Origin of the sequence: Proteiniphilum sp. (assembly GCF_040307845.1) — a bacterium.
In the GTDB taxonomy this organism is placed as follows: domain Bacteria; phylum Bacteroidota; class Bacteroidia; order Bacteroidales; family Dysgonomonadaceae; genus Proteiniphilum.
In genome coordinates this window covers 26,147-40,393 of sequence record NZ_JAWRIS010000030.1, presented here as the reverse complement: position 1 = coordinate 40,393, position 14,247 = coordinate 26,147, and the positions used below count along the sequence as shown (strand labels likewise).

The following is a 14,247-nucleotide window of genomic DNA, read 5'->3' as shown; positions in this document are numbered from 1 at the left end:
TTATGACGCCTTCATCGTATGAAGATAAATGGTGCGTAATGTGGATAAAAGGTGCGTAATAAAAAAGAGAGCGGACTAGCCCAACGGGTGATCCACTCTCCTTAACTTATATTCTAACGGTACCTTACGAGAGGTATGCGGTAAGCATCCAGACGGTTTTTTCTTGTTCCGAGAGATAGTCGCTCATCAACGCCACGGTGCCTTCGTCGTTGGCTTCGGAGGCATTTTCCAATATTTCACGTTCCAAAGCGATAATCACCTTCAGTGAGTCCAGGATTTCTTTTACGATTTCCTTTGAATTGGTTACCACGCCGGTTTCTTTGATGGCCGATACTTTGAGGTATTCGCTGAAGTTGTGCGCAGGCGTGCCGTCCAACATCAGGATGCGTTCTGCCACTTCATCCACCTTTTCGGCAGTGTCATCATAATACTCTTCAAATTTAGCGTGTGCGTTGAAAAATTCAGCACCTTTCACGTTCCAATGGTATCCGCGGAGGTTGGTGTAGTAAAGCTGCAAGCTGGCCAGTAATTTCTGTAAGCCATCTACTGTCTTTTCAGTACTCTTTGGGTCTAACCCTAAATAATCTAATCTCTTCATAATTTTTTTGTTTAACTGTGTTGTCGTTATAACTGCGGCAAATTTACAAAATAGTGTGCTATTTGCCAATTTTTTCATTTATATTCCCCGGATCCTGTCGTCGAATGCTGTCAAAGCGGCCTTTGCCCCTTCACCCATCGAGATGATGATCTGCTTGTAGGGCACCGTGGTCACGTCTCCGGCAGCATAGATCCCGGGCACATTAGTCCGTGCGCGTTCATCGATCTCTATTTCTCCGAAACGGTTGGTATTTACCACATCCCTGAAGGCTGCACTGTTGGGTGCCAGGCCGATCTGTACAAATACCCCGTCGAGGTCTACAAGACGTTCTTCCTCTGTCTTACGGTCTTTTACTTTCATCCCGGTCACTTTCTCCCCGTTATTGATCACTTCTGTGGTCTGCGAGTGGAGGAAGATATCCACATTCTGCAGGCTTTTCACCTTTTCCTGTAATACTTTATCCGCTTTCAGCTCATCCAGGAATTCAAAGACAGTGACATGGGTACAAATCCCTGCCAGGTCGATAGCCGCCTCGATGCCGGAATTACCCCCGCCTACCACGGCTACACGTTTATCTTTATAGAACGGACCATCACAATGGGGGCAGAAAGCTACACCTTTTCCTATAAAATCGGCTTCGCCGGGTACGTTCAGCCTGCGCCAGCTTGCTCCTGTAGCGATGATCAAAGCAGGTGCGGTAAATATCTCTCCGGTCCGGGCGGTAATCACCTTTTGACCGTTTTCGACCTTTACATTTTCCACCGAACGGTTCTCAAAAATATCGATGGGATAATTGTTCATGTGGTTTTTGAGGTCATCCGAAAGTTTAGGACCTGTTGTCTGGGGAACCGAGATAAGGTTTTCTATCCCTCCCGTCTCATTGACCTGTCCGCCTACACGTTCAGCAATCACAGCCACTTTCAGTCCCTTGCGGGCGCTGTACACAGCCGCTGATGAACCGGCTGGGCCGCCACCCACCACGATCACGTCGTATTCGCGGACGGGTTGTTCTTCGGTTTCGGATGTCTCCGTACCGTAATGTGCTTCGAGTTTTGCCAGCAGTTCGCCGAAATTACTACGGCCTACATGCAGCAATTCTCCATCGGCAAAAACTGCCGGAACACCCTGCAAGTCCAAAGCATCCGCCTCTTCCTTGTAGATGGCACCATCCACCGCTTCGTGGGTAATATGCGGGTTAAGCACCGCCATGGCGTTCAGCGACTGTACCACATCCGGACAATTGGTACAGGTGAGCGACATATATGTCGTCAAACGGATATTTCCCTTCAACGATTTCAATTTTTTTGTGACGAATTCATCAGGCAGGTTTTTACCCTTGCCATCAGCATTCAATACGGCCAGTAACAATGAGGTGAACTCATGACCGTTGGGTATGGCGCGGAACCGGATGCCGGTATTTTCTCCGTTTTTCAGTATGTCAAAAGCAAGTGCCTCACCGGAGGTCTCTTTTACAGATAAACGATCCGAAACCGATGCTACGTCGTTGAGTAGTTCGAGTAGTTGTCCACGGTCGGGATGGTTCTGGTTGACCGAAACATCGAACGTGTAATCATTGCCGAGTTCCGCGAAAATACCCCGTAGTTGTTCTATTAATGATGTGTCTAACATAATGCATCAATAAAAAACAGGTAACCAAATAGTTTGCAATTCACTACAGGTTACCCGTCAGTAGTGATTGTATATTAAATTTTTCCCACCAGGTCAATGCTGGGTTTCAATGTCTCCTGGCCTTCCTGCCATTTAGCGGGACATACTTCACCGTCGTGGGTGGCTACGAACTGGGCGGCTTTCACCTTGCGCACCAGCTCTTCAGCGTTACGACCGATGCCGTTATCGTGGATTTCGGCAATCTTGATCTTTCCCGAAGGATCTACTACAAAAGTACCCCTGTAAGCAACACCTTCTTCTTCCACCATCACACCGAATGCGCGGGCAAGGAGTCCGGTAGGATCTGCCAGCATAGGATATTTGATTTTGCGGATGCTCTCGGATGCGTCATGCCATGCTTTATGGGTGTAATGCTTGTCGGTACTTACCGAATAAACTTCCACGCCCATTTTCTGCAGTTCTTCGTATTTTTCAGCCACGTCCACCAATTCGGTAGGGCATACGAATGTAAAGTCTGCGGGATAAAAGAAAAAAATCGCCCATTTACCCAATACATCGTTGTGGGTTACTGTTTTGAACTCGCCTTCGTGGTAGGCTTCTACTTTAAACTCTGTCAGTTGTGAATTGATAATTGAAGTCATAGTTTTTATATGTTTTATATAATGTTTATTCAACATGAAGTCCTGTCATTGTCTTTGTCCCGGAATGTGTAACATTCGGGTTCCAATAATGTTTTAGGACATATCCGTTTTTTATCACACCACAAAGATAAATAAAGATTTTATTTATTGAAAACGTTTTTCAATTGATTGTGTTTATATGGTATTGGCTAAAGTTTTAGGTAGAGTGAAGAAAAATTTTGCATGTTTCCCTCATTTATCTGTAAGTTAGATCGATTTGCAGAGAATTAAACAAATTAAGGGTAGGAAAGGGGAGCGTATATCAAGGAAAGGTAGTCTAAAGTATTTTATTGATATATCCTACAAAAGTTTCCGGATATGTAACAGGCGCCTCGACATGTCTGCCTTCATAATTTCCTTGGTATCCTCCTTGGCTGAGTAGGGCGATGTTATGAATTGCTTTATATGTTCGTGATATTCTTTGGGTGAGGTCAATAATGCAACATCCGTAAAGGAAGTCATCATTCCGTCAAATATCAGTGTAGATATTTTATTGTTATTGTTCCTTTACATAGGAGAGTAAGAGAGAACCAAAAGTATTGTTTAGCCGATGTCCTACACTCCAGTCAAATATCGGATTTCCTAAGGCAATTAATAATAGAACGAGGATATTATTGATTAAGCTTTTCCAGATCGTCCATGTAGACGGATTGTTGAATTTTTTGAATTTCGGGAAAACAGCCTTTAATTTTGGTAATGCTTCGGAAAATTATTTGCCTGATGGTTTCACTCCCATATTATAGAGAGTGAATGCCTGAATGTCGGCATTTTCTTCAATGGTTTTGGAAAGTGGTTTTCCTGCTCCATGTCCCGCATTTACTTCAATCCGGATAAGAACGGGGTTTGTGCCACTCTGTTTTTCCTGCAACTCGGAAGCAAATTTGAAACTGTGTGCCGGCACAACCCTGTCGTCGTGGTCTCCGGTGGTGATTAACGTGGCAGGATATTCCACCCCTTCTTTTACATTATGCACCGGAGAGTATCCCAACAAGTATTCGAACATCTCCTTGCTTTGTTCGGCGGTACCATAATCATACCCCCAACCGGCACCTGCGGTGAAGGTATGGTAACGCAGCATATCCATCACGCCGACGGCGGGAAGCGCCACCTTGAACAGGTCGGGGCGTTGCGTCATGCAAGCGCCGACCAACAGTCCGCCGTTTGAACCGCCTTTGATGGCCAGATAGTCGGACGAAGTGTATCCTTCATCAACCAGGTATTCTGCCGCTGAGATGAAATCATCGAACACATTTTGCTTTTGCATTTGAATGCCTGCTTCATGCCATTTCTTGCCATATTCGCCGCCACCTCTTATATTGGCAACGGCATAGATTCCGCCGTTTTCCATCCAGACTGCGTTGGTAACCGAAAATCCGGGTGTCATGCTCGCGTTAAATCCCCCGTAACCATAAAGAATGGTCGGATTTTTCCCGTTGCGTTGGGTACCTTTCTTATAGGAGATGATCATAGGCACTTTTGTGCCATCTTTGGAAGTGTAGAACACCTGTTCCGATTCGTAATCATCTGCATTGAATTTTGCCTTTGATTTCTCATAGACTTCCGTTTTGCCCTCTTTCGGTTCGTAGGAGTAGGTTGTTCCCGGCGTGATGTAATTGGTGAAACTATAATAAAGGAGCGGATCCTCTTTCTTACCGCCGAATCCGCCGGCACTTCCCACTCCCGGAAGCTCCACTTCACGCACCAAGTTCCCTTGGTAATCATATTGCTTTACCTGCGAGATCGCGTCTTTCATATAGTGGGCAAAGAAATAGCCGGAACCGGTAGAAGGGGAGAGTACATTCTCGGTCTCCGGAATAAAATCGACCCAGGGAGCAGCCGGATTGGTGGCATCCGCCGTGACAATCTTACTGTTGGGTGCATCCTTGTCAGTCACGATAAATAGTTTGTCCCCTTCATTGTCAATCACGTAACAATCATTGTCGAAATTATCCACAAGAGTGACAATCTTACCGTTTGGGTTTGTTAAGTCTTTGATATATAATTCATTTCCGTAAGTGGAGTTGGCCGCGGTGATGACCAGGTATTTGTCGTCTTCGGTTACATAACCATTGATATACCGTCTTTTTTTGTCGAGTCCGAAAACCACCTTATCTTCTGATTGCGGTGTTCCCAGTTGGTGCCAATATAGCTTATGCTGGTCCGTCATGGCGGAGAGTTCACTTCCTGTCGGCTTGTCATAACTCGAATAATAAAACCCTTCGTTTCCTTTCCAGGAGATACCGCTGAATTTGATATCGACCAGCGTGTCCCCCAGGATTGTTTTGGAAGCCACATCCATAATAATCACTTTTCTCCAATCGCTTCCCCCTTCAGAAATAGCATACGCCGCTGTTTTGCCGTCTCTTGTGAATTGTAAGCCCGCCAATGAAGTAGTGCCATCTTCCGAGAATTTATTCGGATCGAGGAACACTTCCTCGTTACCGTCCTTGTCTCTTCTATAGACAACGTATTGGTTCTGCAATCCGTCGTTTTTCATGTAATAAGTGTAACCCCCTTCGGTAAACGGGGCACCGATCTTCTCATAGTTCCACCGGTCCTCCAATTTGTTTTTAATCTGATCGCGGAAAGGAATTTTCTCCAGGTAACCGAATGTCACTTCATTCTGGGCTTGCACCCAGGCTGCCGTTTCGTCTGAACGGTCATCCTCCAGCCAACGATATGGGTCTTTCACTTCCGTACCGAAGTAAGTATCTACGGTATCCACTTTCTTGGTTTCAGGATAAGTGACCACTACAGTTTGTTTGTTTTCTTGATTGCATGAAGCCAAAGTCGCAGCAATACACATAGCTATAAAAATTTTCTTCATTGTGAGATGATTAGCTGTTTAAAGGACAAAAATAGCTTTTTATAGTCAGAGTTGAAAATAATTAAATCAGACTCTTTTTGAAGGAATTTATTCAAAATCGGTCAGGAATATTTTTACTATAATAATTCAGGTATTATATTCAATATTTTTTTTTGATATTCATAAAGTTTTTGTAATTTTACGGATATTACTATTTTGTTGGATTATATTTAGAAGAAATGCGCTTTAATCTTACTTTAAGTATTGATAAACAGCAGTTTGGTGATATTATACCGCTTAATTACCAATATGCGGCTTCAGCATTGATTTATAAAATTCTCTCCAATTCAGGGAGCGAATTTTCGTTGTGGTTGCACGAAAATGGATTTCAGGAAAATCAAAGACGTTTTAAGTTATTCACTTTTTCAAGGCTATACATACCTTGCTACTCCATAGAAGGATCTTATCTTAAAATATTGTCAGATAGCATAGAGTGGTATATATCATTTCTACCTGAACGTAGTACACAAGAATTTGTACAAGGATTATTCAAAGAACAGCAGTTTTTTGAATTGGGTGACCGTCGTGCAAACATCCGTTTCCGTGTGCAGGGGGTGGAGATATTGTCTTCACCGGTTTTCAAGGAGACTATGACGTTTAAAACACTGTCCCCGGCTTGTATCGTACGTCAGGAAGAAGATGGCTCTGAAAAATACATCTCACCAGATCATCCTGATGCAGGTGAGATTGTGAGACTTAATTTGTTGAACAAGTACAGGGCTTTTTACGGTCATGATTTTTCGGAGGAGCATTTTCCTTTTAGCCTCAGAGCACTTACAAAACCAAGATCGAGTTTGATTACCATTAAGGAAGGTACTCCCCAGGAGAGCAAAATCCGTGGATTTATGTGTAGGTTCGAATTGACAGCCCCCGTGGAATTGATGAAGATAATGTATGAGACCGGTTTGGGTGTATGTCTTCAAACTAATGTTTACCAATATGGCTTAAGTGTTTTATTTTACAAACATAGTGAAATTGTTTCATATTTTTGTTTTTTAAGTCCTCATTATTTTGTGAGAGGACGTTTAAAAACAAAAATATTTAGCCAGTGACCGCTTCCAATAATTTAGCCATTTGATAGTTGTCTCTTCTCTGTCTGATTGTCTTCTCCTTGATCTTTTGCCTTAGTTTAAGTATCTGTTCGCCACGTCCCAGATATACATCTTCAGGCGTGAGGTTGTCCAATGACTCGTGATAACGCTTCGTATTGTAATAGTCTACATACTGGTCAATTGCACAGGCAAGTTGCTCAGGACAATAGTAGTTATCTAATAAGACTATCGATTTAATGGATCGGTGATACCTCTCAATCTTACCCTGCGTCTGTGGATGCATAGGTTTTCCCCTGATGTGTTGTATGCCCTTCTGAGAGCTTAGGTATTCTCCCAAGTCCTTGGCAATATAGCAAGCTCCATTATCAGATAAAAGTTTGGGAGCATCCTTCTTACCTATCTGTGCACGTTCCATTGCCTTTTCCACGCTTCTCCTGACATCTTCCGCTTTCATAGTGGAACATAGCTCGTGATGGACAATATACCGACTGTAATCATCTAAAATAGTCGACAGGAAGTACCACCCCCAGCCTTTGATCTTGAAGTAGGTAAAGTCCGTTTGCCACATTTCGTTGGGGAACTTGGTTTTGGTATGAAACTGATCGGCTGCCACAATAAAAGTGTGAGGCGATGGGGCAATCAATCCCCTGGACTTCAAAATACGATATACACTGGATTCAGAAACAAAGAGTTGCTGTTCATCGGTAATCTTTACCGCCAATTCTCGGGGCGATAGATCTGTGTGTTCCAAAGCAACATCTACAATGAGCTGACGTTCCTGGTCGGGTATCCGATTCCACTGCCGGGAAGAGCGTTCCTTAGGCAACAAACCATCGATACCATCTCTACTGTAGGCATGATACCAATTGTAGAAAGTACGCTTGTGGATACCCAAAGAACGCAGGGTCTTGTTCACTCCTTCAGGGCTGCTGATAACCAAACGGATCACCTCTGCTTTTTCATCTGCCGTTAAACGCATATACTTCTTCCATTTAACGCTTAATCCAACAGAATCAAGCTTTTTTTTACAATATCATATCGGATAACTAAATCGGCCAGAGACTCTTTGAGAAGATTATTCTCCTTTTTCAACTCTTTTACCTCATCGGAAGTGGCTTCCCGTAGTTCATCTCCTGATAAACGTTTCTTACCGGCTTCAATGAACTCTTTGCTCCATTTGTAGTACGTGGGTTGTGAGATCCCATACTTACGACACAGCTCGGCCACAGAAAGCTCAGCACGCATGCCTTCCATAACTATCAGAATCTTCTGTTCCGAGGTATAGGCTTTTGCTGTATTACGACGAATCTCTTTAATTAGTTTCTCGGTGTTCGATGCGGAATCTTTACTTGTTGTTTTCTTTGCCATAATCTTAGGTTTTGAAAGTGGATAAATAGAATACTTTTCTTTCAAAACACTTAAGCAATTAACCTATTAACTGGTAAACATTATGCTGAATATTTACAATGTACCCCATTTGAAGCCATTAATCGTACTAGGTAGAATTGAAATAGGGTACTACCGACCTGACCGGGTTATTTCAGCATTCCATTAATCGTACTAGGTAGAATTGAAATACGGATTTGCGGGGTTGAATTTTGTTGGACCTATTTCCATTAATCGTACTAGGTAGAATTGAAATCACTTTAATGCATTTTTTTGTGTGTTTTTATTTGGCCATTAATCGTACTAGGTAGAATTGAAATATATCACCAGAAACGATTTCCAGCGTTTCAGCATCACCATTAATCGTACTAGGTAGAATTGAAATAGGCTAAACGGCATCAGCTTAAAAGAGGCATATTGGACCATTAATCGTACTAGGTAGAATTGAAATAAAGTATTATAATCCCAAGCTCAAAAGGGAATGGTACCATTAATCGTACTAGGTAGAATTGAAATTCGGCAAAAGACGAAATTATATATCTTTCTGTTTGACCATTAATCGTACTAGGTAGAATTGAAATGATCAAACTATAGTGTTCTTTTGACAAAAGAAGAAACCATTAATCGTACTAGGTAGAATTGAAATTAATTTATTTCGATGCCGTTTAATAATACTGTTTTCCATTAATCGTACTAGGTAGAATTGAAATAAGGAAACGACGGATTTGGTATTCGGACTGCAAAAGGCCATTAATCGTACTAGGTAGAATTGAAATACTTCAAAACTTAATATACTGCCTTTGCGGCAAGGAACCATTAATCGTACTAGGTAGAATTGAAATTGGATTTGCCCGATGACCTTAATTTGCTTAATATTGTCCATTAATCGTACTAGGTAGAATTGAAATAATAATTACTTACATCTTCACTACTGTCCAAAGAAATTACCCCATAGGTTCAGTTGATCTGAATCGGAATCATTCATCGGACGTTTTGGTTTAATAAACAGTTCGCCTAAAGGCTTCCTCTCAAAGAGTACTTTGCCGACGACAGACGATAAAATATAAAGTTCTTGATCAATATGAAACATCTTTCTGGCAATGGCAAGCAGCAGGTAATCGCAGATGGCAATCCATATCTGCGAGTATACCGCATTCTGGCTGGTTCCGTAGAACGCCTTGATGTTCAGATGTTGTTTGATCCATTTGAAGAAACATTCCACTTGCCAACGTTCCCTGTAAAGTTCAGCAATGGTCAGGTAAGAATGTGTGAAGTCATTGGTCAGGAACCGATAGACATTTCCCGTGGCATAGTCCTCATACACAACCATGCGGAGTGTGTCCGGATACCATCGGGAGGTTTTCAATCCCGTCAGCCTGATAGTGGAATCGCTAACAACTCCGGTGCTTTTATCAACCGAATGCTCTTCTATCACCTCATACTTCATGTTGTCCTTGGCCCTGGTGACGAAGAAAGCCTGCTGGCGATGAAAGTGGCAGAACAACTGCTTGAAATCCACATATCCCTTGTCCATGAGGTAATAATTACCAGGCTCCACGGGTACGAGGCTCATGGCTTTGGAGTCATGGACCGCGGCTTCCGTCAGATAAACAAATGTGGGAATCGCTCCCCGCAAATCCAGCAGGGTATGCATCTTCACACCACCTTTATCATGATGAAGTCTTGCCCATGGACAGAGTTGCAGGCAAAGTTTCATCGTGCTGCTGTCGAAGGCATAGACGATTCCGTCCACGTCGAGTCTGGAAGGTTCGTTGCGGTACAGGTGTCTCGCTTGGGCAATCAATATCTGACCGAAGTCGTGATAGATGCGCCAGTCCTTGGTCCCGTTGATATGTGCCAAAGTCGAGCGTTGGATATATTTGATTCCGGACGAGTACAACTTGGAGGACAGGGCAACCAACGTTGCATCAATGCTGCGAAGGCTGTCCTGACTGGTGAACTGGGCAAAACTCATCACCATGAACTGGTCTCTGCATTTGAACTCGATGGCATGTCGGTTGCCATTGTATCTCTTTACGCATTTGTCAAACTCATATCTCGGTATGAGCGACATTATCTGAGCGAATACGGTCTTTCCCTGATTCATGATTTCTATCTCTTGCAATACTATTTGCAAAAGTATAAAATCAAATCCCGGAAAAATTTTATTCGTGTAATGCATTAATATAAACTAATTTAAATCATGTCTGAGAAAATTTCTTTGGACAGTAGTGTTACATCTTATCTTATCATATTTCGGACCATTAATCGTACTAGGTAGAATTGAAATGGGCAAAGATACGTTTTATCTCCCGTGATTTCATCCCATTAATCGTACTAGGTAGAATTGAAATTTTTATTTGATATGAGCAAAAGAACTGACTTAGAAAGCCATTAATCGTACTAGGTAGAATTGAAATCAAGAAAGTAGACCGATCAATAAAACGGATAGTAACCATTAATCGTACTAGGTAGAATTGAAATAGGGAGAAGGTGGGTAGAATTCTTTTCTCCAATGACCATTAATCGTACTAGGTAGAATTGAAATGAGCCAAATCCAATAATCTCTCGGCTTCCAAACATTCCATTAATCGTACTAGGTAGAATTGAAATATGTCTTTGTCGCTGAATCCCCAAATAGATTTTATCTCCATTAATCGTACTAGGTAGAATTGAAATGTGCCTAAGGTAACTATTTCCGCTTCAAATGATACCATTAATCGTACTAGGTAGAATTGAAATATATTTGATGCCCTATGTCTTCTGACAACTTCTTTCCATTAATCGTACTAGGTAGAATTGAAATGTATAAATGACAAATTTTCCATATCTTCTATCCGCCATTAATCGTACTAGGTAGAATTGAAATACGAGATTAACCGTTAATGATGTGCCTTTTGCCCAGACCATTAATCGTACTAGGTAGAATTGAAATTTCACTACAAATGTAAGTATATATATCTTTGAAACCATTAATCGTACTAGGTAGAATTGAAATACATCATCTAATATTTCTTTTGGAACGTGTGTTAACCATTAATCGTACTAGGTAGAATTGAAATCTGATTATCGTTATCCCGACATAGACGGAATCATACCCATTAATCGTACTAGGTAGAATTGAAATTTGAGGTATAGGCTCACCCCCTATTTTCGGGATGGTCCATTAATCGTACTAGGTAGAATTGAAATAAGTTTACCATTTCGATCTCGCCGCTTATTTTGTCACCATTAATCGTACTAGGTAGAATTGAAATATGGTTGACATGGTTAAAAGCATCAGGGAAACGGACGACCATTAATCGTACTAGGTAGAATTGAAATAATCGTGACAAATTAATACCAATATCAATATACCCCCATTAATCGTACTAGGTAGAATTGAAATTTGTATTCCACAAGGCAAATTGCACATCCTTTCTTCCATTAATCGTACTAGGTAGAATTGAAATCGGTACTCGTCACGGGTGATCACATACTCCTGTAACCATTAATCGTACTAGGTAGAATTGAAATTCGGTGATCCTGTTGAGTTGCGACACAAGCCTGTCCCATTAATCGTACTAGGTAGAATTGAAATTTGTATTCCACAAGGCAAATTGCACATCCTTTCTTGCCATTAATCGTACTAGGTAGAATTGAAATATCATTCCCTTATTCACCCTCCGGATTGTGTCTATCCATTAATCGTACTAGGTAGAATTGAAATTAGGTAAAATTATCTTCTAAAACTCCCCATTCTTTCCATTAATCGTACTAGGTAGAATTGAAATAACGCACCGGAACCGCCAGTGAAATAGAAATAGTTACCATTAATCGTACTAGGTAGAATTGAAATGCGGGGAATAACAGCCCCTATGTAGCCCATTATGCCCCATTAATCGTACTAGGTAGAATTGAAATATGATTTCTATTACTGTCCAAATTGCTACTCCTACCATTAATCGTACTAGGTAGAATTGAAATATCAGGAAGTACTACTGTTCTGGTTCCTGCTGATAACCATTAATCGTACTAGGTAGAATTGAAATTAAGATAGTCGTAGCTCAATTCCGTGAACCTATTTCCATTAATCGTACTAGGTAGAATTGAAATGCCTTACATCCTGCCATGTATGCCCTGCGCAAGATGCCATTAATCGTACTAGGTAGAATTGAAATTCATTGAATTTAGAGTGTATGCTTATCGCATATTTCCATTAATCGTACTAGGTAGAATTGAAATTAATATTTATCTCATCTCGTAATGCCCGCCTCTCTTCCATTAATCGTACTAGGTAGAATTGAAATACGGTAGAATCTGGACGCCTTGAATTGAGCACGCTTTTCCATTAATCGTACTAGGTAGAATTGAAATTTTCATGCTGGGACGTCTCTGTTTTCCTTGTTGATCCATTAATCGTACTAGGTAGAATTGAAATCGGACTCACATTCGAGCCTTTCGAGGATGACTTGTCCATTAATCGTACTAGGTAGAATTGAAATCGTAATTGTTGAAGAGTGGATAAAACTTGTGTGAACGGTAATTAAAAATGCAGCATTTTCAGTAACAAATTACGGGAAGATGGATTAAAAGTCGATTAGGTTGAAATTAGAAGGACGGTTTTTAATATTTGAATATCGCATCAAAATTATCATAAGGAAACCATTTGGAATGCCATAGATCCAGATAGATATCAGAATACGCCTGTTTATGTCAACAGTTTCATCGACTAAGATACTGCTCACATTATTGGTTTCAATAGCTTCTTTTAGTTGTTTTCTGATAATGTCAATAAAATGAGGATTACTCTGGGCGTTTTCATAAAATAATCTTTCTCCATTCCACCATTTGGAAGCAAGTAAATCATTTTCGGAGAATGGATTTTTCAGTTCGCCTTTGAAGTATTTATACATACTAAAATCTTTCATGATGTCATCTTCTTAAATCTATGTACAATAGATAAGAACTCGCCGGGTAAATACTCAAAAGCAGAATTCTTGATATGTTCCGGAATGCCATAGTAGGCTTCGGCTATGCTCCCGGTGATGGCAGCTATGGTATCGCTATCTCCCCCGATCGACACGGCCAAGCGGATGGCGCTCTCAAAGTCGGTACTTTCAAGAAAACAGACGATCGCTTGTGGTACTGTTACTTGGCACGTTTCATTGAATGAATTCGTTTTACGGATTGAATCGCAGGTCATCTCAAGATTATAACCGTATTCCTTTGTGGCTAAATCAATAAGTCGGGACATTCCATTACCTGTGCGGGCATGATACATACAATCGGCCACACATAAGGCGCCTTTGATACCTTCCGGATGATTGTGGGTGCATTCAGCGGATTCACACGCTTTCCGTAACACTATCTCTCTATCCCTTGAAATCCAGCCGCAAGGAGAGACACGCATCGCCGATCCATTGCCAAAACTGTGATAGGGATGCGGATTGTCATCATGTATCCATCGAGTAAACGAGCCTCCGTAGGCACCTTTAGGATAGGGATATCTCCTGCACCAGGAGTGCAGGCTATCGCCGAATGGAATACCTTTTAGAAGGGCATCCGCCACTGCAATAGTACAAACAGTATCATCCGTGAAATCACATTCCGGGGTGAACAGTTCAAAATCGATCGAGTGGGTATTGTTGAACTCGAACCGTGAACCGATTATATCTCCTATTATTGCTCCCAACATAACTATATGTTTTTACAAATTAAATATCATTAAATTGCAACAAATACTAAAATCTTGACTTTTTAAAGTCGATAAAATATCAAAAACAATGACAATAGCATAATTATCAGAAAAATATAATAAACACCCTTGCCAAAAGGGGTATTCCAATTTGTGGAAATTTTCTTTTTTCTGCCAAATTCTAAATCAACCCTTTTAAAATCCGGTTTGAATATTCCTTTGCCATAAATCATAACCCTAATAAAGGTTGACAAAATGAGTATAAGGAAAATAACAAATACAATAAATGTCCACATATCAGTAATTTAAAATAAATCGAATTCTCAACTTTCACTAAAACTCTTATTTGATATTGTGTC

General features: G+C 41.1%; 9 protein-coding genes and 2 CRISPR repeat arrays. Of the genes, 1 reads left to right on the top strand and 8 read right to left on the bottom strand.

Annotated features, from left to right (window positions below; translation table 11 throughout):
• Positions 1-124: 124 nt before the first annotated feature.
• The 4 genes from ABV001_RS07560 to ABV001_RS07545 form a co-directional block, all read right to left on the bottom strand.
• A complete protein-coding gene (locus ABV001_RS07560; RefSeq protein ID WP_352422223.1) occupies positions 125-598 on the bottom strand; it encodes a Dps family protein in 474 nt (157 codons plus the stop codon).
• Between the two features lie 78 nt (positions 599-676).
• On the bottom strand, positions 677-2,227 hold the full coding sequence (ahpF, locus tag ABV001_RS07555) for an alkyl hydroperoxide reductase subunit F (RefSeq protein ID WP_352422222.1): 1,551 nt from the start codon (positions 2,225-2,227) through the stop codon (positions 677-679).
• Between the two features lie 74 nt (positions 2,228-2,301).
• Positions 2,302-2,868 carry an alkyl hydroperoxide reductase subunit C gene (ahpC, locus tag ABV001_RS07550; RefSeq protein WP_352422221.1) on the bottom strand — a complete coding sequence of 189 codons (567 nt, stop codon included), beginning with the start codon at positions 2,866-2,868 and terminating at the stop codon, positions 2,302-2,304.
• A gap of 748 nt (positions 2,869-3,616) precedes the next feature.
• On the bottom strand, positions 3,617-5,734 hold the full coding sequence (locus ABV001_RS07545) for a prolyl oligopeptidase family serine peptidase (RefSeq protein ID WP_352422220.1): 2,118 nt from the start codon (positions 5,732-5,734) through the stop codon (positions 3,617-3,619).
• Positions 5,735-5,952: 218 nt separating this feature from the next.
• Between ABV001_RS07545 and cas6 the strand changes: the two genes are divergently transcribed.
• Positions 5,953-6,825 carry a CRISPR-associated endoribonuclease Cas6 gene (cas6, locus tag ABV001_RS07540; protein ID WP_352422219.1) on the top strand — a complete coding sequence of 291 codons (873 nt, stop codon included), beginning with the start codon at positions 5,953-5,955 and terminating at the stop codon, positions 6,823-6,825.
• Here cas6 and ABV001_RS07535 read toward each other — a convergent pair.
• The 4 genes from ABV001_RS07535 to ABV001_RS07520 all read right to left on the bottom strand — a co-directional run bounded on the left by ABV001_RS07535 (position 6,815) and on the right by ABV001_RS07520 (position 13,888).
• A protein-coding gene (locus ABV001_RS07535) for an IS3 family transposase (RefSeq protein WP_502929865.1) occupies positions 6,815-8,193 on the bottom strand; the annotation gives its coding sequence in 2 pieces (ribosomal slippage) (positions 6,815-7,854 and positions 7,854-8,193; 1,380 coding nt in all). The genes cas6 and ABV001_RS07535 overlap by 11 nt on opposite strands.
• Before the next feature lie 115 nt (positions 8,194-8,308).
• Positions 8,309-9,119: direct repeats of the CRISPR family, unit length 29 nt; unit sequence CCATTAATCGTACTAGGTAGAATTGAAAT.
• Positions 9,120-9,139: 20 nt separating this feature from the next.
• Entirely contained in the window at positions 9,140-10,318 is a 1,179-nt protein-coding gene (locus tag ABV001_RS07530; protein ID WP_502929864.1) for an IS4 family transposase, read from the bottom strand.
• 153 nt (positions 10,319-10,471) lie between these two features.
• Positions 10,472-12,695: a CRISPR direct-repeat array (repeat unit 29 nt; unit sequence CCATTAATCGTACTAGGTAGAATTGAAAT).
• 84 nt (positions 12,696-12,779) lie between these two features.
• Complete coding sequence (locus ABV001_RS07525) at positions 12,780-13,121, bottom strand: hypothetical protein (RefSeq protein WP_352422217.1); 342 nt, start codon at positions 13,119-13,121, stop codon at positions 12,780-12,782.
• Complete coding sequence (locus ABV001_RS07520; protein ID WP_294080739.1) at positions 13,118-13,888, bottom strand: ADP-ribosylglycohydrolase family protein; 771 nt, start codon at positions 13,886-13,888, stop codon at positions 13,118-13,120. Before ABV001_RS07520 ends, ABV001_RS07525 begins: the two co-directional genes overlap by 4 nt.
• Positions 13,889-14,247 lie beyond the last annotated feature (359 nt).

Coding starts and splice junctions, on each gene's coding strand:
- ahpC (WP_352422221.1), bottom strand. CDS start 2,868: ATGACTTCAATTATCAATTCACAACTGACAGAGTTTAAAGTAGAAGCC.
- ABV001_RS07520 (WP_294080739.1), bottom strand. CDS start 13,888: ATGTTGGGAGCAATAATAGGAGATATAATCGGTTCACGGTTCGAGTTC.
- ABV001_RS07525 (WP_352422217.1), bottom strand. CDS start 13,121: ATGAAAGATTTTAGTATGTATAAATACTTCAAAGGCGAACTGAAAAAT.
- ABV001_RS07560 (WP_352422223.1), bottom strand. CDS start 598: ATGAAGAGATTAGATTATTTAGGGTTAGACCCAAAGAGTACTGAAAAG.
- cas6 (WP_352422219.1), top strand. CDS start 5,953: ATGCGCTTTAATCTTACTTTAAGTATTGATAAACAGCAGTTTGGTGAT.
- ahpF (WP_352422222.1), bottom strand. CDS start 2,227: ATGTTAGACACATCATTAATAGAACAACTACGGGGTATTTTCGCGGAA.
- ABV001_RS07530 (WP_502929864.1), bottom strand. CDS start 10,318: ATGAATCAGGGAAAGACCGTATTCGCTCAGATAATGTCGCTCATACCG.
- ABV001_RS07545 (WP_352422220.1), bottom strand. CDS start 5,734: ATGAAGAAAATTTTTATAGCTATGTGTATTGCTGCGACTTTGGCTTCA.